The following is a 20,429-nucleotide window of genomic DNA, read 5'->3' as shown; positions in this document are numbered from 1 at the left end:
GCTCTGGCGGCGGTACTGAAGATACCCCACCAGCAGGCCTATAAGTTGTGGCAGAAACAACACGTTAGACCAATCGCGCAACGCCTAGCAGCAAAGCGCAACAGAAGATTACTTAGAGCAGCAAGAGGATTTTAAGATGAATACACGACAGAAGAAAGAACAGGCACTGATTGAGAAAGCCCGTAAGAGTAAGCGTATTGCGGTACTCGGAGAGCGCGGAAAGGAAGATCGGCTAGTAGATAGAGCGCGGCTACTTAAGGAGGCTAGTGCAGGCAATGGGGTTGGTAGCGTTGGTTCTATCGCAGGTGTTACTGAGATAGGCCAGTATGCTCAGAAGAAAGTAAAGGGGCTGGTTGATAAAGCCAAAAAGAAGGCGCTGGATACCTTTGAGGTAGCCGCTACCCCTACCGGCGAATCTTTCACAACTGCAAAGAAGCTATGGAAGTAAGCCATGTTCAGAACCACAAGATTAACCGGAGAGTTCGGATCGTTTAGCAATGCGTTCCTATCTCCAGCACTACGGGCGGGTTCGGGGGTGCCCGCTTCCCGCCGTCTAGATCCCAACGCCCCGATATCAGAGGGAATGAATTATGATTTCGCCCTTGATGCCTCCCGCCGTATAGACCTCGACATGCTTGAGGGACTTAATAATTTCCGCGATGAGAATCAAGCTGAACAAACCGCTCAGGCCGTGATAGAAGCTATGAGGAGCGAGTTTGGACTTGGTTCGTTTAATCCCTTCAACCCTTCTCAAAACCCTGCTTACGGCTCTGCTGGTGGTGTGAATCCTGGGACTTCTTTTAGCACTTTCGGCGGTAACTTTACCCCTCCAAATGTCATGTATCAGAATCAACCGCAAAGCGGCGGGAGTGTTGGCTTTCTTGGCGGGGCTCTCCAGTATGGGGCTGGCAGATTTGCCGCAAGTGGTTTTAGAAGAGCTGTCAGGAATTATCAAAATTACCGCGCTGTTGCAAACCCGGTACTAAATGCGGGCGCGTTTACTATGGAGATGGCTCAGAATATAGGGCGTCCGTTTAGTAATTTCGTGCCGGAGAGTGCTAAAAACTATGGCAATGCAGCGGCTTTTCAGTTTGGTATGGGTGCCCGTCAGATTTACGAGAATAACCTTGGTGCGGGTGGGAGGTTGTTAGGTAGATCCGCCGCAAACTTCGGTAGAGCCGGTATGAGCGTTGCGGGAGGGGCATTAGGTGGGGTCGCTAGAGGTGCCGCCTTTGCTGCTACTAATCCTGCTGTTGCCGTTCCATTGGCTCTGGGGGCTGGTCTGTTGGTTGGTGGCAAGAGGACTTACGATGGTCTATCAGGTGCAGGAAATCTGAGAGAGGCTACTGGTAATCAATTCTTCGATCCTACCGGGCAATCTATAACAGGTCTGGGGATTAATGCCGGGAGGGCTACTGAGATATCGTCGGATGCAATGAGGATGGCGTCTGATGAATATGGCGTATCTGTTGCTGATACTGCTGATATCCCCGGTATGCTTGCGGAGGCTGGGGTTTTCTCTTCTATTACTGATATGGATCGAGAGAAGGTCAAAGAGATTACGAAAGATACTCTCGGATTTCTCAAGCTGGTTCAGGATATCAATAAGGACAAAGATATCAGGAACGGGGTGGAAGACCTTAAAGTGTTCCGGCAGATGGGCATTACGGATGCTAAAGAGATGACTCGGATTCTCAAGGGTGTTCGTGGAGATGCTGCCGTAGCTGGGGTGAGTACAAGAGAGATGCTTCAGAGAGTCGTTTCTCCTGCTACTACATGGGCTCAGAGCCAAGGTATGACAGGCGCGGCTGCCTCTCAGATTGCTGCTGATTCATTTGCTGGGTTCGCTGCTGCGAGACGGCAAGGGATTATTTCAGCAGGTGCCTTTAATGCTGCTGGTGGTGCTGAAGGGCTCACCAGATCAACCCTTGGAGCTACTGGAACTATTCTCAATTCACCAATATCAAGAGTCCATCGAATCGGCGGTACTCGTCCGGGTGCGAGCTGGCAGGAGACCGTAAATAACTTCGGTCGGGCTATGGGTCAAGATCCTTTCGGTGCAGTGGGTAGCGAGTTTATGAACCGGGGGATGCTGAATGAGGAGATGATGCAAGATCCGAATGCTCCTCTCAAGCAGCTCCAGATGATGGCTCAGATGGTTGGTAAAGATCCTACCGATGACAGAGTATTAGCCGCTATGGCTCAGAATATCGGTATGTCTTCTGAGGAATTCCGGGCGCTGGCTATTGCGGATCAGGCAAGGGGTAGCGAAGAAGTCCAGCAGATGAAGAAGGATGCCTATTGGGCTGGACATAAAGAGGATTCTATTGAGCGAGCTTGGATGTCTGGTCGTGGGCTTGATAATACTGGCTTTGGCGGCTTTATGGACTTTGGCAGATGGGCAGTTGAGGGCGTTTCTGGTGCTGTGGTTGCACCTATCGTAGAAGGCGCAGGAGAACTGATTGATGCCACTAAACGGATGTTTACCGAGAGCGCAGGGTTTTACACTGCTGATGAAATGGCTGTTGGTCGTGTGAATGATGAAGGCGTTGCTCGTATGATGACCATACGACAGAAGGAGACTAAAGAGAATCGCTGGGGTGATGAGTACTCGTTACCTTCTGAGGAATACGATGGATTAATTTCTCAGGTGCAGCAGCTTGCTATCAGTGGTGATGAGGACGCTTATCGGATTATGGAGATGATTCGAGATGGTGACGCCGAAGGGGCGCGGGAAGCTATAGCTGCTCTTGACAAGAAGACTGATGGCAAACTTCTTGGTAAGGATAAAGCGGACTTTCGGAAAGAGGTTGAGCTTGAGAAGATCCAGAAAGATATCGAGAAGGGAGACCTGTATATAGAAGAGCGTGGAACTGTAGATACTGAGGCAGTTGATGAAGAGGTTGACCAAATTGACAAAACCCTTCGAACTGCCGGTATGGATGATAAGAAGCTGGAAGAGGCAACTCGGAGTGCTGAAGTTCAGGAGAGGCTCGGTATCAAAGAGGGAGATATGGAAGGTATGTCTGAAGCTGCCCGCAAGGCTTACCGTGTTGACCTCGCTAAAGAATACCTATCGGAAGAGAAGGATGAGCTTACTGATGTTGGCGTCTATTCGAACAGAGAAGTAGATCAGGAGCAATTCTTTGCACGTCTTGAGGAGCGTGGTATTGAGACTGAGCAAGCTATGGATTACATCCAAAAGTCCGGTATAGATGTCTCGTCTTGGGTCAAGAGTAATACTGGTTGGTTTGAAGACGAAACGGAAAATCTTAACAGGCTGGCAGAACAGATTAAATCTGGTAAAGCTGGTGAGCCCGCTAAGGAGGAAAGTTCAGGTACTGTCTGGGATGACCTTATGACAGGTATTTCTGATTCCCTTAAGAGCGTTGCCAGTATCGGGGATGGAGCTTCTGATAATGCAATTAAGGATCTGACTAAAGCTACTAAAGAGCTGGCTCAGGAATATCGTGAGATTAAACCTGCTGTGTACAAAATGCAGAGTGAAAGAGTCCGATAAATATCTCGATCCTCCATTGGAGATAGCCGGACTGCATAATTGCATTCCGGTAGAACCCCCGTAGCTGTAGTGGCTGCGGGGGTTTTCTTTATGCTACAAGGTCGTGGTCTTTGGCGAAATTTAGACTCATTCCGTCTTTCGTGGTGTTGAATGCAGTACCCATGCCGCTCACTCTGGATGATTTCTTATTATGGCTAAATTGCTGCTCTATGACCGGCTCGCCTTCAACTATGTAAGTCATTAAGCCGGTTTCCGTGTCATAGCTGATATAATTCAGGAGATCACGTAGGCGAGCGTTTAGGGCGGCTCTGTCTTCTAGTGTCTTCGGATCAAATATCTCAATCTGTCGCCGCTGCTTGCTGGTGGCTGCTGCCTCTTGCCTGTCCTTTAGGTCAACTCTGAGACCTTCTAGAGCATCTTCAGCGGCTTTTAGTTGCTGGGCTACTGTCGTACTTAGGGATGCCTCAAACGCCTCTGTAAGCCGCTGTAGCCGTTGTTCTGTGGCTTGTATCTCAGTTTGGAGCCTTATTATCTCCGGGTCTTCTATTGCTGGTGCAAGGTGGTCGGCAATGTATGAAACAACTGGCAAAATTTGGGGCTCTGCAAATTCATATCTGAGAGATCGATGGCAATCAAGGTTATGACACTTTAGATAGGTGCTGGTGGGTGAGTTCTGGGAGCCAAGGACTATTGCTGCACCGCAACGAGCGCAACGTATCAAGCCCGTGAAGAGGTTTCTAAATTGACCTTTGCGACTGCCTGAACCTCTCCGGTTTCGCTTGTCAATGGCTCTCTGTGCTGCGTAATACGTCTCGGGGGGAACGATGGCGGGGTAGTAGTTCGGTATTGGTTCTCCGTCTGGTACTCGCTGCTTGCCATCCATTCTGTGGGGCTGGTATTCGCCCATAATGGCTCGGTTTCTTAGAATGTGCTGAAGGTAGCTGGGACGCCATCGGGAGCCGCGAGGTGTTTTTATGCCTTCATTATCAAGTATCTGTGCGATTTTGCTGTAGCCATACCCATTGATTGCCATTTCAAATATTCTTTTGATTGTGCTGGTATGCTCTGGGATTAAGGACAGATCTTGATTTAGCCATGCAGGACGGCGAGCGTTCTTTATAATGTGTCCCTCTGATCTGGCTTGCTGGCGTTGCTCTTTCCAGCTCTTGGCGGCTCTCTGGGACTTCATTTCTGATTCTTCATTGGCGCGGCTCATAATCATTACTGAATACATTATGTCCATCATGTCCGCATCTTGGGCGTATACCTTATTATCTGACAGGGTGACTAAGATAATCCCCCTGCTGATGATGCCTGTAAATAATGACAGGGCTGACATGATTGCCTGTCGGGATAGGCGGTCGAAGGATTCCACCAGCAGAAAAGAATCTTTTTTGATTTCCCCTGAGTCCACCAGCTCTATAAACTTACCGAGTGCTGTTTCCTGATTAGCTCCACGGAATGCTGATACACCTTTATCAAATAAGGACAGGTCTTGCAGGTCTAAATTGTGCTCTGCTGCATAGTTCTTAGCTTCTTGGTATTGTCTGCGGAAACTGTCGCCGCCTGCTTGCCTGCTGGTGGAGAAACGAATATATGAATACGCTTTTTTCATAGGTAACTGCTTGAAATGTCGAAAATCACACTATACGGTATAAGTCCCTCAAAATGCGACACTATTCGAAAAGCCCGCAAGTGGCTTAATGCCGCCGGTATTGACTACCACTTCCATGACTACCGCAAAGACGGTCTGGACAAGGCTACTCTGCAAAACTGGTCAACTGAACTGGGCTGGGAAGCACTGCTGAATCGCCGTGGTACCACCTGGCGACAGTTGCCCGAAGAGCAAAAAGCGTCCGTCGATGAAACCTCAGCCATCGAGCTAATGTTGGAGCAACCGGCTATGATCAAGCGACCCCTGCTCGACACCGGCTCCGAAAGATTTCTGGGCTTTTCAGACAAGCAATATCAAACACTTTTCAGAGAAACTAATTTATGAGCCAAACTCTTTTCAGCCTTGCGATGGGTGTAGGCAGTAAAAATACCAAAGGCGACTGGCTGGAAGTATTCTACCCCATGCCTCTGCTGCACCCCTCTGAAAAACTGGTGACCGCCATTACTGAACTCGTTGAGTACCAAGGCGGCAACACCTGCGTTGAACTGGACAGCACTACCTGCCACGCGCTGGAAGAATCCTTCGTCAATCTGGGTGAAAAAGCCCTGGCAAAAATGATGCTGAGCCTGGAAGAAAGTGACCAGCCCCGTGTCATTACTTTTCTGGAAACTGACGACACCCTGAACAGTACGCCAGAAGCTTACCTGAAGCTGCATCTGCTCTCACATCGTCTGGTTAAGCCCCATGGCGTTAATTTGCAGGGCATTTTCCCGCTGCTGCCTAACGTGGCCTGGACCAGTGAAGGGGCCATCGATCTGACAGAACTGCCTGAACGCCAGCTGCAAGCCCGTGCTGAAGGCCACACCATCAGTGTTGATTCAGTGGATAAGTTCCCGAAAATGACGGACTACGTTGTCCCGGCCGGCGTGCGTATTGCCGATGCTGCCCGCGTTCGTCTGGGAGCTTATGTGGGTGAAGGAACCACAATCATGCACGAAGGCTTTATTAACTTTAATGCCGGTACAGAAGGCAAAAGCATGATCGAAGGTCGTATCTCTGCCGGTATTATGATTGGTGAAGGTTCCGACCTGGGCGGCGGTTGCAGCACAATGGGTACCTTGTCGGGAGGCAACGACATCGTGGTGTCTCTGGGTAAAAACTGCCTGATCGGTGCCAATGCTGGTATCAATATTCCCCTGGGCGACCGTTGCACCATTGAAGCCGGTCTTTATCTGACGGCAGGCAGCAAAGTCAATGTTCTGGATGATCAGAGAAACGTGGTTGAAACCGTTAAAGCCAGCCAACTGAGTGGTCAGTCCGACTTGCTGTTCCGCCGCAACTCTATTTCCGGTGCCATTGAATGTCTGACCAACAAGTCAGCTATCGCTCTTAATGAAGAGCTGCACGCTCATAACTGATCGCTAAACCAGGCCGTTTTTGGCCAAAGCCTTATGCACTTTCTTTGAGGTTTTGGCCAATCGACTGAGATCCCCCAGCCGGGGAGCTTCTTCATCCTCAAGTCGGCTCTCCCAGTCGGTCAACTCCTGATCGAGAAACTCCAACAGTTTCTTTGGGCAACCCACACATTTTCCTGTGCAGATCTCTGCCTCGGGCATATCGAATGGAATGGCTTCCCTGACCTGCAGGATTAGCTCCTGCATGGCTGTCTGGGTATTGGGTTTCATCTACATTCTCCAGACTTGAATACTTTTTGTTCATTGCCGTTTCAGTTTACTCCTGCTGGAAACAGTGGAAATGCGTAGTTGTAGGGATATAAGCGACTTTGATCACTTAATTTCTACCCCTTATCGGCTGCTGACAACCGTCATCAGGAACATGATGTAACGCTCCCTATAATCAACAGGAAATGGGCTGTGCGCTTTCCCTAAAGGGCTTGCAGACCAAACTGTAAAAACCATGGATAGGAGTTGTACCATGTCTGCAAGGATGCTGAGCACGCTGGCTCTCGTTTTCTCTCTGCTGTTAACTGCAGGTTGTTCCACCACTTCTTCCCAAACCCAACCTCAGAAACCTCACTGGTCTGCCTGTATGGTCAAAGGAGGTGCAGTGATGGGAATCCCCGGAGCGGCTTACAATATGGCAACCGGTGGCGCAGCTTTTGTGGCTGGTGCTCTGGTCGGCGGGACCGCCTGCGCCATGGCGGATCCTGTTGCTGAGCCTGATAACCCAACGGCTGTCTCTGGTATCGAAGGGATGTCCATCGTTCACTTTGACTTTGACTCTTCCAAACTGAAATCCAACGACCTGGAAAAGTTGAACACCCTGATAGGTCAGCTGGATCAGGACAGCCATATCGAAATTGTTGGTCATGCCTGTGAGATAGGTACCCGCGCTTACAACCAGAAGCTTTCTGAAAGAAGGGCTGAGGCTGTTAAAAAGTACCTGATGAGCAGAGGAATTCCCGAAGAAAGTATGACTGTAAAAGGCGAAGGTGAAGATCACCCGGTACGTGGTAACGATACAGAAGAGATGAGACAGGAAAATCGTCGTGCTGAAATTATGCTGAAGTAATATCAGCCTGACCACTTAAACCCCGGCTTGCCGGGGTTTTTTGTTGGTCACAAGACCTTATTGGTCTTCAGCAATTCGGCTGGCCACCGCACTCTTCTGCTCCTTGTATTTTGCGTCTTTCCGCTTATTGTAGGGGCGGGCTGCAGTACCACTCATGGTCTCAAAATTAATGGCACCGATGCCCATTCCGGGACGCAGAGCCAGAGGCAGTTTGCCACCGTTAAAAAACTCCAGCACAATCTGACCACTCCATCCGGGGTCAATCCGGTGAGCGGTAACATGCACCATCAGCCCCAGCCTTGCCAGCGAAGACCGACCGTCCAGCCAGCCAACAATATCATCAGGCAGGGTAATGGATTCCCGAGTAACCGCCAGCGCCAGCTCTCCCGGATGAAGGAAAAACGCCTCACCATCATTCAGAGCAATCTCCTTGCTCATGATGGAGTCCAGCACCCGATTAATCTCTTCCCTGGGACCACTGATGTCGACAAAGGGTGCGGCATGATCATTAAACACCCTGAAACTGTTGCCCAGTGTCAGGTCAACACTGACCCCACTGATCTTGCCTGAGCCGGGACGGGGCTCAATAATAATTGTTCCGCTATCCAGGCAAGCTTCTATATCCCGATCACAAAGTCTCATGGTCTGTTTTTCCAGCAGCAAGTAGGGAGTGTCTGAACCACAACCCTCAGAATGTTGTAAGAAGTTGTTGTGAGAGGATAGTATACGTGCCCGACCCTCACAGGCGGTAGCCTTCTCCCTGCTTTCTCTACCGCGCCTGCTTTTGTTCGTAAAAGCCTCTAAAATGGCGGTGATTATCGCCAGAAAACAAGACTCGCATGAATGTTTTAGTGGTTTATGCCCACCCGAACCCACAGAGTTACAACGCAGCACTGTTCAAACTGACCTGTGAGCAGTTAGCCCTGGCTGGGCACACTGTGCACCCCCTGGACCTTTATGAAACTGACTTTGAAGCACGAATGTCCTGTGAAGAAAGGATCAACTATATGACCCAGGACAACACCAACGGGATCGAAAATCACGTCGCCAAACTGAAATGGGCTGAAGCGGTGGTTTTTGTCTATCCCACTTGGTGGATGGGCCCTCCAGCCATTTTAAAAGGCTGGCTTGACCGGATCTGGCTGCCCGGAGTGGTGGCGACCTATGGCGCTAATGGTCTGCAACCAGGTCTGACCCGCATTAAAAAGTTTCTGATCATTACCACCCAGGGATCCTCCCACTGGCGAATGGCCCTGACAGGCAACCCGCCCAGAAAAATGTTCAGGCTCTCGCTGAAAGCCGTATCCCGGTGCAAGGATATACAATGGCTGGCGCTTTACAGCATGAACAAAACGACAGAGGTCGACCGAAAGCAGTTTATGGAAAAAGTCAGGAAACATCTGCAAAGCTTCTGAGAGAGCTTCTGAGAAAGCTTCTGAAAAGCGGGGGAGCGAGCTCTCCCCCGGCTTACTCAGTCATCACTGAATGAGATGGTGGGCGCTTTGGGTTGCTCGGCATTCTTTAATGCCAATTCAGCAGCCACTCGTTTCGCCATATCTTTGTAGATCATGGTGATCTGCGAGTCTGGCTCAGAAACCACCGTTGGCACACCCTCATCAGACTGCTCACGAATCATCATGGACAAAGGCAGCGCTCCCAGCAGATCAACACCAAACTGATCGGCAATGCGGGTGCCGCCTCCTTCGCCAAACAGATGCTCGGTATGACCGCATTCAGAGCAGACATGCATGGCCATATTTTCAACAACCCCCAGCACCGGGATATTAACCTTGTTAAACATTTCAATGCCTTTTTTGGCATCAATCAGGGCCAGGTCCTGAGGCGTGGTGACAATAACACTACCAGTGACGGGTACTTTCTGAGCCAGTGTCAGCTGGATATCGCCGGTACCCGGAGGCATATCGATAAACAGGTAATCCAGATCATGCCAAAGTGTCTGGGTCAACAGTTGCTGGAGAGCACCGCTGACCATAGGACCCCGCCAAACCACCGGCGTATCTTCTGTCACCAGAAACGCCATGGACATGGCCTGAAGACCATGGGCCTCAATCGGCAAAAAAAGCTTTTCGTGCCTGACCTCCGGACGGGTGCCATCGGGCAAACCCAGCATCATGCCAATGCTGGGACCGTAGATATCTGCATCCAGAATACCGACGCTGGCACCTTCTGCTGCCATAGCCAATGCCAGATTAACCGTAGTCGTGGACTTACCGACACCGCCTTTGCCGGAAGCCACGGCAATAATATTTTTGGCACCGTTCATGGCTTCCAGCGCCCCCTGAACCGGAGCACTGGCAATGCTCCAGCTCACAGAGACGTTGGCACGTTCGACACCGGGAAGGTTTTCAATCTTGGCAGCCAGTAACTGCTCAATGCCTCCCTTTGAGCCTTCTGCCGGATAGCCCAGTTCGACCTTCAGGGTGACGTTACCCGACTCGATGGCAAGCTCTTTGATACAACCGGCAGTGACCAGGTCCTGCTTCAGATAGGGATCGTGATAGCCTTGAACAGCGGCTTCAACCGCAGCGCGTTCGACACTCATCAATGTCAGACTCCAACCGTTAGAATGGCGGATAGACTAATGATTTCGCTGTTATTCTTCCAGTAAAAAACGAACTTACTGACGTTTGGGTAAAGACTGTTTCAACGTCTCAAAAGCAGAGCGACCCGAATCAGGATCAATCCCCTGCTGTTCCATGGTTTTTCGCAGAGACTGTTCGGCGTGCTCATCGGCAACTCTCACCGCCTCTTTCGAACGGCTGTCTTCAATACCTTTCATGATTGAAGCTTCAAGGTCTTCACCATCAAGCACCCGATTGCAAAGAATGTTGTAGTTTCGCTCAAAGATGGGAAAAGCGACTCTTTGCTCTTCACTTCGCAGGGTCATCCAGCCTGTTTCCCGGGCCGCCAGATAAACGGCAATGTGAGACCAACGATAGTCACGGGTCTGCTCTGGTGCATAGCAGGCTTCGTAATAGGCTTGCAGAGGTTTTTTCAATCCCATCTCATCATGATGCAGCTTGCAGTGCTCACGTATTTCACTGAGATCAGGAAAGAATTTGGTGGTATCCAGAACTTTTTGCCCGGCTTTAACAATCCTTGCAGGCTTAAACTCACTGAGCCCCTGAATCCAGACCTTCTTCGCTTCGATCAATGAAGCATCGGTGGGAAAGGCTTTTTTAAACTTTAACGGGAAAGCCGCTTCCAACATGGTAAACAGGGTATTAATGGCATACTTGGTCTGCTGGGCCCTTTGCAGGGTTTCACGACTGGTCGTCTGACTCGTCGAAGTCGAACTGGAGTCCGTCTGCCCAGCTGGTGTCTGTAAGTTTTTCGACAGTTGACTTATGAGTTCGTTGCCCTTTTTCACTTTGACCCCGCTTCCACTGATAGATCACATGGTTCTTAAACTTATTCTGCCAGGCTTTACGGGCTTCTCCCGTCTCCAGCCAGTAGAGCTTAAATTCCGGGAGTTGTGCAAGAGTAAAATCCGCAGGAATCCCGTGGTGCTCCTCGAGAAACTCTACGTACACCGAATCAGGAGCAAAGTCTTCAGGCAAAGGCTGAACCCTGGCACCTTCGGCAGGCGTGTCTGTCTGGGCAGCCTGCTGGGTGAATACCGGATGCTCTTCCTCACGTTCCTGAGCAAAATCCTGAAATGGAGACCGGTCTCCGGAAGCCCACTCTCTTCGCAGTTTTTGCCTTTGGCGCTCTTCGTCTGTCATGAAACTAACAATACCTGCCTTCCCGGTTACGGTCTACCGGTTGTAATAATGAAACAGCCCTGTACTGCGAGGAGCCTGAAGCCAGACCAGACAGAACCCGTTGATCCCCGGAATCGTCCAATTTTTCCGACGGGGAGCCGAGCATTCTAACGTCAGAAAAGTCGGATTGAACAGCGGTATTTTTACTTTATTCGGGAGGTTTTTGCTCAGAGCAGGGCTGTCATGCGCTGGGGGCTTTTTCTTCGTAGTCTGTGGGTGATCTTACTTTTTTCACAGGAGTCAAAATCTCTTCCGAGCAAGGGATAAAATCGGGCACCTATTGACAGCCAACCACTTAACACCTACCTTTACCGTAACACACCCGCCATGCCTCTCGACGAAGCACACTCTGGCGGGTTTTTTTATTACCACCTAGTAATAAACAAAAACAAATGGTTGCTTTCAAAAAACACGCATTAAGCCTTGATGAGCAGATTCACACTTTGAGTGCCAGAGGCTTAGTAGTTACCGACCCTGTAAGAGCCAAACACTACTTAAAGAATATTAGTTACTTCCGTTTAAGTGCCTATACCCGTCCATTCTATATTCCCGGATCAGGTGATGAACACCGGTTCATTTCAGGCACATCGTTTGATGATGTCCTGAGACTTTATATTTTCGACAGAGAGTTGAGACTACTGCTTTTAGATGCCATTGAGCGAATAGAAGTTGCGCTGCGCGCTCAGTTAACACAAGTTCTTGCTACACGACATGGTCCTCACGGGTACCTTGACTCAAACATTTTTAAGAGCCATTACAATCACCAATGGCTAATTAGTGAACTGAAAAGCAAGTCTGAGAGGAGGGAGATAGAGGCATTTCTGAAAAGCTACCAACAGAAGTACCCTGATTCACCAGTACAACCACCCTTGTGGATGGCACTGGAACTTTTGAGCTTCAAGCAAATTTCAGAGCTCTTTGCCAATCTTCGCTTCCCGGAAGATCAGAAACCTCTTACAAAGCATTTTGGTTTTCAATTCACAGTGCTTAAAACCTGGTTTCATTCACTGTCTGATTTACGTAATCACTGCGCTCATCATTCCAGAGTCTGGAATAGAGAGTTTGGCACCAGCCCTGTATGGCCAAGAAAAGCACCAAAAAATTGGATATATGTTCCGGAGAAAATTGCTGTCCACTCATCACCTGCACAAACCATTAATCCACGGCGGCGTCTTTACTATCAACTGGTCATTATAGAAACACTATTAAGCAAGGTTAGCCCTGGAAGTGGCTGGGCTACCAGGCTTAACGGATTAATTTCAAGAAACCCAGCAATTTCAAGGGTACATATGGGCTTTCCGGATAACTGGGAAGAGGAACCCTTATGGATTCTTGCAGGCATTCAATCTAAGTAAAATTTCAACAACTCTTAGTTCTAAGTAAGCTGTTCTACGACGGTAACAAACCGTCAGGACAGAATCGCTACGTCCTTTCGCAAGCCTCCATCCTCAGATGAATATGCAAAACCTAACGCCACAGCAAAGATCTTTCAGAGGCGGCGGAGAGCAACCCAAAAGACGAAAAAACCAACCCAAAAAGCTTACGACAGAAGTCAGGTCGTAAGCTTTTTGGGTTGATAAAGAATGACCCGCCTCCCAACCCACCTCAAAGAAACCTCCGACCTCTCTCCAGATTTTGACTAACCTGATTTCCCAATAAACCGTTCAACGCTTGAGGACAAAGGCCTTGCTATCCAAAATCCCATTGATTTTAACCTTGGTCATTGCCTTTTCTATACATTCCTCTAATAACCATGCCCAGGAAAACAGGTTGCCTTTGCTGGTCGCTCTGGCTGTCGGCAAGGCGCTGATCAATACCCTGAAGCCCTGTATTGAGGTCTTACCCATAAAAGGAGTCTACGTTACGGGCGTTGAAGAAGAGAACGAGGCCATTGAATGGTGGGAGTTGAAGGTTCACAGTCGGGCAGCCTCTGATGATAGTGCCTACAGCGAAGACAGTGACAGCGAAGACAGCAGCACCTCTGATGAAGGCAGCGACAACCGTTTAAACGAAGATGAAGACGAAACTAATGCCGAATCTGATGTTCAGTATGAAACCACAACACTTAACCCTTTTCGGGTATCCAATGAAATCAGTGAGTGTTGTGTGGCTCCGGCACTGAAAAACATCAAGCAGGAGCTCGTTTCAGACAGTGAAATAACCACTAACGGTACCTCTGATGAAAGCGTCGACAACCGTTCAAACAAAGATGAATCTGATGCTCGGTATGTAACCACAACACTTAATCCCTTTCGAGTATTAGATGAAACCAATCAGTATGGTACGACTCTGGAACTGAAAAAGATTAAGCAGGAGCCCACTTTAGACAGTGAGATACTCACTGAGTCAGAGGTAGACGTGACAAGAGTGGACGCTGCTAAGCACCAGTGTAACCATGAGGGCTTCGACTATATCACCGGCCACAAGGGCCATCTAAGAGAACACAAACAGACTCACCTGCCTGCCGACCAAAGACCCAAGAGACCCAAGGTGCATCAGTGTGACTATGCAGGCTGCAACTACAGAACCGAATACAAGACCATTCTGAAAAGGCACAAACAAACCCACCTGCCTGCCGACCAAAGACCCAAGAGACCCAAGGTGCATCAGTGTGACTATGCGGGCTGCAACTACAGAACCGAATACAAGACCATTCTGAAAAGGCACAAACAAACCCACCTGCCTGCCGACCAAAGACCCAAGAGACCCAAGGTGCATCAGTGTGACTATGCGGGCTGCAACTACAGAACCGAATACAAGACCATTCTGAAAAGGCACAAACAAACCCACCTGCCTGCCGACCAAAGACCCAAGAGACCCAAGAGACCCAAGGTGCATCAGTGTGACTATGCGGGCTGCAACTACAGAACCGACTTCAGGTCCATTCTGAAAAAGCACAAACAAACCCACTTGACTGCCGACCAGAGAGTCAAGGTGTACCAGTGTGATCATAAGAGCTGCGACTACAACACCCTCCTGACGAGCGATCTGAAAAGGCACAAACAGACCCACCTGCCTGCCAACCAGAGACTCAAGAAGCACCGGTGTGACCATGAGAACTGTAACTTCAGCACCGACCGCACGAACAATCTGAAAAAGCACAAGCAGACCCACCTGCCTGCCGACCAGAGACTCAGGAAACCCAAAGTGCACCACTGCGATCATGAGGGCTGCAATTACAAAACCGACCAGATGGGCAATCTGAAAAAGCACAAGCAGACCCACCTGCCTGCCGACCAGAGGCTCAAGAAGCACCGGTGTGACCATGAGAACTGTAACTTCAGCACCGACCGAAGAAACGACCTGAAAAAGCACAAATGGACTCACCTGCCCGCCGACCAGAGACTCAAAAGGTACCAGTGTGATCATGAGAGCTGCGACTACAGCACCAACCGGGCGAGCGATCTGAAAAAGCACAAATGGACCCACCTGCCTACCAACCATAGACTCAAGGTGCACCATTGTGACTATGAGTACTGCAACTACAGCACCGACCAGGCGGGTAATCTGAACAAACACAAACAGAACCACCTGCCTGCCGACCAGAGACCCAAAAGAAAAGCCTATGACCAGCTGCCATCTAACGCGAAAAGAAAGAAAGGTGATAAAGAATGACCCACCTCCCAACCCACCTCAAAGAAACCTCCGACCTCTCTCCAGATTTTGACTAACCTGATTTTCCAATAAACCATTCAACGCTTGGGGACAAAGGCCTTGCTATCCAAAAATCCATTGATTTTGACCTTGGTCGTTGCCTTTTCTATGCATTCCTCTAATAACCATGCTAAGGAAAACAGGTTGCCTTTGCTGGTCGCTCTGGCTGTCGGCAAGGCGCTGATCAATACCCTGAAGCCCTGTATTGAGGTCTTATCCACAAAAGGAGTCTACGTTACAGGCGTTGAAGAAGAGAACGAGGCCATTGAATGGTGGGAGTTGAAGGTTCACAGTCGGGCAGCCTCTGATGATAGTGCCTACAGCGAAGACAGTGACAGTGAAGACAGCAGCACCTCTGATGAAGGCAGCGACAACCGTTTAAACGAAGATGAAGACGAAACTAATGCCGAATCTGATGTTCAGTATGAAACCACAACACTTAATCCTTTTCGGGTATCCAATGAAATCAGTGAGTGTTGTGTGGCTCCGGCACTGAAAAACATTAAGCAGGAGCTCGTTTCAGACAGTGAAATAACCACTAACGGTACCTCTGATGAAAGCGTCGACAACCGTTCAAACAAAGATGAATCTGATGTTCAGTATGAAACCACAACACTTAATCCCTTTCGAGTATTAAATGAAACCAATCAGTATGGTACGACTCTGGAACTGAAAAAGATTAAGCAGGAGCCCACTTTAGACAGTGAAATACTCACTGAGTCAGAAGTAGACCTGGCAAGAGTGGACGCTGCTAAGCACCAGTGTAACCATGAGGGCTGCGACTATATCACCGGCCACAAGGGCCATCTAAGAGAACACAAACAGACTCACCTGCCTGCCGACCAAAGACCCAAGAGACCCAAGGTGCATCAGTGTGACTATGCGGGCTGCAACTACAGAACCGACTACAGGACCATTCTGAAAAGGCACAAACAGACTCACCTGCCTGCCGACCAGAGACCCAAGAGACCCAAGGTGCATCAGTGTGACTATGCGGGCTGCAACTACAGAACCGACTACAGAACCATTCTGAAAAGGCACAAACAAACCCACTTGACTGCCGACCAGAGAATCAAGGTGTACCAGTGTGACCATGAGAACTGTAACTTCAGCACCGACCGCACGAACAATCTGAAAAAGCACAAGCAGACCCACCTGCCTGCCGACCAGAGACTCAGGAAACCCAAAGGGCACCACTGCGATCATGAGAGCTGCAATTACAAAACCGACTATATGAGCAATCTGAAAAAGCACAAGCAGACCCACCTGCCTGCCGACCAGAGGCTCAAGAAGCACCGGTGTGACCATGAGAACTGTAACTTCAGCAGCGACCGAAGAGACGACCTGAAAAAGCACAAATGGATCCACCTGCCTGCCGACCAGAGAGTCAAGGTGTACCAGTGTGATCATGAGAGCTGCGACTACAGCACCGACCGGGCAGGCGATCTGAAAAAGCACAAAAAGACCCACCTGCCTGCCAACCAGAGACTCAAGGTGCACCAGTGTGACTATGAGTACTGCAACTACAGCACCGACCAGGCGAGTAATCTTAACAGACACAAACAGATCCACCTGCCTGCCGATCAGAGACCCAAAAGAAAAGCCTATGACCAGCTGCCATCTAACCCGAAAAGAAAGAAAGGTGATAAAGAATGACCCGCCTCCCAAACGGATAAAGGAAAGTTCACCCAAGTCTTAGCCCAAGCGACAAAAATTATCGTATACTCCCCCCCTATCCACCCTCTTTCAACTTTCCAGCAACACAGTATTCGAATGAGCCAACGTAAAATACTTGTCACCAGCGCCCTGCCCTATGCCAATGGTCCTCTGCATATGGGCCACCTGGTGGAATACATTCAAACCGATATCTGGGTTCGTTTTCAGAAGCTGTTCGGCAACCAATGCACTTACGTTTGCGCCGACGATGCCCATGGCACTGCCATCAGCCTGCACGCTGAAAAGCACGGCATGACGCCAGAAGCGTCTGTCGCCCTGATCAACAAAGAGCGTATCCGTGACTTTGGTGATTTTCTGGTGGAGTTTGATAACTATCACTCCACCCACTCCGAAGAGAATCGCAAACTGTCTGAAGCCATTTACCTGAAGCTCAAGGAAAATGGCCATATTGCCAGCCGCAACATCACTCAGGCTTTTGACCCTGAAAAACAAATGTTCCTGGCGGATCGTTATATCAAGGGTGAGTGTCCAAAGTGCGGTGCCGATGACCAGTACGGTGATAACTGTGAAAAATGTGGCGCCACCTACTCACCAACCGACCTGAAAAATCCTAAGTCGGCTATCTCCGGAGCCGTTCCGGTAGAAAAAGAAAGTGAGCATTTCTTCTTCAAGCTTTCAGACTTTGATGGTTTCCTGAAAGACTGGACCCGTTCCGGCACCATTTCCGACGAGATTGCCAACAAACTGGCCGAATGGCTGGACGCTGGCCTGCAAGACTGGGATATTTCCCGCGACGCCCCTTACTTCGGCTTTGAAATTCCCGGCGAGCCCGGCAAATACTTCTACGTCTGGCTGGACGCGCCTATTGGTTACATGGCCTCTTTCGAAAACCTGTGCCAGCAAAGAGACGACCTGAACTTTGACGATTACTGGAAAAAAGACAGCGACTGCGAAGTGCATCACTTTATCGGCAAAGACATCGTCAACTTCCACTGCCTGTTCTGGCCAGCCATGCTGGAAGGAGCTGGCTATCGCACGCCAACCTCCGTCAGTGTTCACGGTTACCTGACGGTGAACGGCGAAAAAATGTCCAAGTCCCGTGGCACCTTTATAACCGCCCGAACCTATCTCGAACATCTGGACCCGGAATACCTGCGCTATTACTACGCCGCCAAACTGTCCAGCCGCATTGATGACCTGGATCTGAATACTGAAGACCTGGCTCAGCGGGTTAACTCTGACCTGGTCGGCAAGGTGGTTAACATTGCCAGCCGTAATGCCGGCTTTATCAAGAAACGCTTTGCTGGAAAACTGTCTGCCAACAACATGATCCCGGAGCTGACGGCCGACTTCCAGAACACCGGTGAGCGCATCGCAGAGCTTTATGAAGGCCGTGAATTCGCCAAAGCCATGCGTGAAATCATGGCTCTGGCTGACAAAGCCAATGCCTGGATTGATGAAGTGAAGCCCTGGGTCGTTGCCAAAGAAGAAGGCAAGGACCAGGCACTGCACGACATCTGTTCAGCCGGTATTAACCTGTTCCGTTTGCTGATGATCTACCTGAAGCCGGTTCTGCCTGCCATGGCGATCAAGGCAGAAACTTTCCTGAATATTGAGCCTCTGCGCTGGAGTGACAGCCAGACCCTGCTGCTGAACCACGAGGTCAACAAGTTCAAGCCTCTGATGACCCGTGTCGAGCTGGATAAGGTCGAAGCCATGATTGCAGCCAGCAAAGAAGTACGGGCCAAAATGTTTGAGCAAAAACCTGCCCAAACGTCTGCCGACAACGAGTGGTTGGCAAAAGAGCCCGTTGCCGAACAGATTACTTTCGACGACTTTGCCAAAGTAGATCTGCGCATTGCCAAAATCGTTAATGCCGAGCTGGTAGAAGGCGCTGGTAAACTACTGCGGTTAACCCTGGATATTGGCGAAGCAGAACCACGCAACGTATTCGCGGGCATAAAATCCGCCTACGCCCCGGAAGCCCTGACCGGCAAATATACGGTCATGGTCGCTAACCTGGCACCCCGCAAAATGAAATTTGGTGTGAGTGAAGGCATGGTTCTGGCCGCAGGTCCCGGCGGTAAAGATCTCTGGATTCTCGAACCCCATGAAGGTGCCCAACCCGGAATGCGTGTGATGTAATCCCGTCACGCCACAGTCCCAAACTCTGCCCATTTGACCCCCTCCCCCACCCACCTGAATCGGTGGGGGATTCCCATAAGGAGTATCGCTTGCTTTTTTCTGACCTGGCACTGCACGAACGACTGCAAAAAGCCCTGACTGAAAGACATTTCAACGAGGCTACCCCCGTCCAGGCGGCAGTGATCCCCAAAGCACTGGCTGGCAAAGATCTACTGGTCAGTTCCGAAACCGGTAGCGGCAAAACAGCAGCCTTCCTGCTGCCTGCCCTGAATCATTTCCAGAACCGTCCGGCCCCCCGCTCCAGCACCCGAATGCTGATTCTGGTGCCCACCCGTGAGCTGGCCCGACAGGTGCTGGAAGAAACAGAAACCCTGGCTCGTTTCACCCAGATTAAGGCAGGGCTGATTACCGGTGGCGACCCCTTTCGTCACCAGGTCAATACCTTGAGAAAGAATCCGGAAGTGCTCATCGCCACGCCGGGCCGTCTGCTCGAGCATATGGAAAACAACAATACCGACTTCAACGATCTGGAATACCTGATTCTGGACGAAGCCGACCGTATGCTGGATTTTGGTTTCAGTCCCGACATGCTGAAAATTGCGTCTGAATGCCGTCAGGATCGTCAAACCATGCTGTTCTCAGCCACCCTGCAACAAAAAGGAATGGGCGAACTCATTAACCTGGTGCTGCAAGAACCTGAATCCCTGACGCTCAATACGGCCAGGGAGAAGCACGAAAACATTCACCAGCAAATCATGCTCAGTGACGATCAAAAGCATAAGGAAAAGCTGACTCGCTGGTTGTTAGAAAACGAACACTTCGAAAAAGCCATTGTTTTCACCAATACCCGTAACCTGGCTGACCAGCTGTGCGGTTTCCTTCGCTACAGTGACCTCAAAGCCGGTGTTCTGCACGGCGAAATGGATCATCAGGAACGAAAAAAGATGATGGCCATGCTGGCTTCAGGCCAGATCAACATTCTGGTGGCCACCGATGTTGCAGCCAGAGGTCTGGATATCAAAGGGATTGATCTGGTCATTAACTTCGATATGGCCCGCAATGGCGATGATTACGTTCACCGCATTGGCCGCACGGGCAGGGCCGGTGAACAAGGTCTGGCCATCTCCCTGATTGGTCCCAACGAATGGAACCTGATGTCAGGCATTGAGCGTTATCTGAAAACCCGCTTCGAAAAACGTTCAATCAAAGAGCTGAGAGGCAGCTGGAAAGGTCCTAAAAAGCTGAAAGCGTCCGGAAAAGCCGCTGGCGGAAAGAAAAAGAAAAAACCCACCAAGGACAAGACAGCCGCTGGAAAAATACGACAGCACGACAAGAAAAACGTGGGTAAGCGCCGTAAACCCGATAACCAGAAAGCGACTGAATCAGTTGATGCGGGTTTTGAGCCTTTGAAGCGCAAAAAGAATTAACAACTGAATGACAGCCTCTTCAAGAAAGAGCCACTTCTCTACCAAGGCTCTTTCGATAAGTTAATTTTTTTTCC

The 20,429-nt window shown here is 49.9% G+C and carries 17 protein-coding genes; 11 read left to right on the top strand and 6 right to left on the bottom strand.

The window, feature by feature from the left end; translation table 11 throughout:
• The first annotated feature begins 136 nt into the window (after positions 1-136).
• Both K7B67_RS02910 and K7B67_RS02905 read left to right on the top strand, forming a co-directional pair.
• Entirely contained in the window at positions 137-448 is a 312-nt protein-coding gene (locus K7B67_RS02910; protein ID WP_252178880.1) for a hypothetical protein, read from the top strand.
• A 3-nt stretch (positions 449-451) separates the two neighbouring features.
• Positions 452-3,520: a hypothetical protein gene (locus K7B67_RS02905; protein ID WP_252178879.1), complete on the top strand. Its 3,069-nt coding sequence runs from the start codon at positions 452-454 to the stop codon at positions 3,518-3,520.
• An 88-nt stretch (positions 3,521-3,608) separates the two neighbouring features.
• Here K7B67_RS02905 and K7B67_RS02900 read toward each other — a convergent pair whose 3' ends face one another.
• Entirely contained in the window at positions 3,609-5,135 is a 1,527-nt protein-coding gene (locus tag K7B67_RS02900) for a recombinase family protein (protein ID WP_252178878.1), read from the bottom strand.
• Between the two features lie 15 nt (positions 5,136-5,150).
• On the opposite strand from K7B67_RS02900, the gene K7B67_RS02895 reads away from it, so the two are divergent.
• Together K7B67_RS02895 and dapD are read left to right on the top strand one after the other, a co-directional pair.
• A complete protein-coding gene (locus K7B67_RS02895; RefSeq protein ID WP_252178877.1) occupies positions 5,151-5,519 on the top strand; it encodes an ArsC family reductase in 369 nt (122 codons plus the stop codon).
• Positions 5,516-6,553, top strand: coding sequence for a 2,3,4,5-tetrahydropyridine-2,6-dicarboxylate N-succinyltransferase (gene dapD / locus K7B67_RS02890; RefSeq protein WP_252178876.1), 1,038 nt, complete (start codon positions 5,516-5,518; stop codon positions 6,551-6,553). Before K7B67_RS02895 ends, dapD begins: the two co-directional genes overlap by 4 nt.
• A 3-nt stretch (positions 6,554-6,556) precedes the next feature.
• Here the strand turns inward: dapD and K7B67_RS02885 are convergent, their stop codons facing one another.
• On the bottom strand, positions 6,557-6,820 hold the full coding sequence (locus tag K7B67_RS02885) for a hypothetical protein (protein ID WP_252178875.1): 264 nt from the start codon (positions 6,818-6,820) through the stop codon (positions 6,557-6,559).
• Between the two features lie 385 nt (positions 6,821-7,205).
• Here K7B67_RS02885 and K7B67_RS02880 point away from each other — a divergent pair, with 385 nt between their 5' ends.
• Entirely contained in the window at positions 7,206-7,667 is a 462-nt protein-coding gene (locus tag K7B67_RS02880; protein ID WP_252178874.1) for an OmpA family protein, read from the top strand.
• Between the two features lie 57 nt (positions 7,668-7,724).
• On the opposite strand, the gene dcd is transcribed toward K7B67_RS02880, so the two are convergent.
• A complete protein-coding gene (gene dcd, locus K7B67_RS02875) occupies positions 7,725-8,309 on the bottom strand; it encodes a dCTP deaminase (RefSeq protein ID WP_252178873.1) in 585 nt (194 codons plus the stop codon).
• Between the two features lie 197 nt (positions 8,310-8,506).
• Here dcd and K7B67_RS02870 point away from each other — a divergent pair, with 197 nt between their 5' ends.
• Entirely contained in the window at positions 8,507-9,082 is a 576-nt protein-coding gene (locus K7B67_RS02870; protein WP_252178872.1) for an NAD(P)H-dependent oxidoreductase, read from the top strand.
• A 56-nt stretch (positions 9,083-9,138) separates the two neighbouring features.
• On the opposite strand, the gene apbC is transcribed toward K7B67_RS02870, so the two are convergent.
• The 3 genes from apbC to K7B67_RS02855 form a co-directional block, all read right to left on the bottom strand.
• Positions 9,139-10,230 carry an iron-sulfur cluster carrier protein ApbC gene (gene apbC, locus K7B67_RS02865; protein WP_252178871.1) on the bottom strand — a complete coding sequence of 364 codons (1,092 nt, stop codon included), beginning with the start codon at positions 10,228-10,230 and terminating at the stop codon, positions 9,139-9,141.
• A 75-nt stretch (positions 10,231-10,305) separates the two neighbouring features.
• Positions 10,306-11,058 (bottom strand): replication protein P, encoded by a 753-nt coding sequence (locus K7B67_RS02860; protein ID WP_256484696.1) that lies wholly within the window; start codon positions 11,056-11,058, stop codon positions 10,306-10,308.
• Entirely contained in the window at positions 10,952-11,413 is a 462-nt protein-coding gene (locus K7B67_RS02855) for a DnaT-like ssDNA-binding domain-containing protein (protein ID WP_252178869.1), read from the bottom strand. The genes K7B67_RS02860 and K7B67_RS02855 overlap by 107 nt, the downstream gene beginning before the upstream one ends.
• A gap of 431 nt (positions 11,414-11,844) precedes the next feature.
• Here K7B67_RS02855 and K7B67_RS02850 point away from each other — a divergent pair, with 431 nt between their 5' ends.
• The 5 genes from K7B67_RS02850 (at position 11,845) to K7B67_RS02830 (ending at position 20,355) form a co-directional block, all read left to right on the top strand.
• Positions 11,845-12,807 carry an Abi family protein gene (locus K7B67_RS02850; RefSeq protein WP_252178868.1) on the top strand — a complete coding sequence of 321 codons (963 nt, stop codon included), beginning with the start codon at positions 11,845-11,847 and terminating at the stop codon, positions 12,805-12,807.
• Between the two features lie 331 nt (positions 12,808-13,138).
• Positions 13,139-15,067 (top strand): C2H2-type zinc finger protein, encoded by a 1,929-nt coding sequence (locus K7B67_RS02845; RefSeq protein WP_252178867.1) that lies wholly within the window; start codon positions 13,139-13,141, stop codon positions 15,065-15,067.
• 99 nt (positions 15,068-15,166) lie between these two features.
• Positions 15,167-16,762 (top strand): hypothetical protein, encoded by a 1,596-nt coding sequence (locus tag K7B67_RS02840; RefSeq protein ID WP_252178866.1) that lies wholly within the window; start codon positions 15,167-15,169, stop codon positions 16,760-16,762.
• Between the two features lie 117 nt (positions 16,763-16,879).
• Entirely contained in the window at positions 16,880-18,928 is a 2,049-nt protein-coding gene (metG, locus tag K7B67_RS02835; RefSeq protein WP_252178865.1) for a methionine--tRNA ligase, read from the top strand.
• Between the two features lie 89 nt (positions 18,929-19,017).
• Positions 19,018-20,355, top strand: coding sequence for a DEAD/DEAH box helicase (locus K7B67_RS02830; protein ID WP_252178864.1), 1,338 nt, complete (start codon positions 19,018-19,020; stop codon positions 20,353-20,355).
• Positions 20,356-20,429: the final 74 nt, after the last annotated feature.

The sequence above is a fragment of the Endozoicomonas sp. 4G genome (assembly GCF_023822025.1).
GTDB lineage: Bacteria > Pseudomonadota > Gammaproteobacteria > Pseudomonadales > Endozoicomonadaceae > Endozoicomonas_A.
Note: the sequence above shows the minus strand (reverse complement) of the source record. Positions and strands in the feature narration are given on the sequence as shown.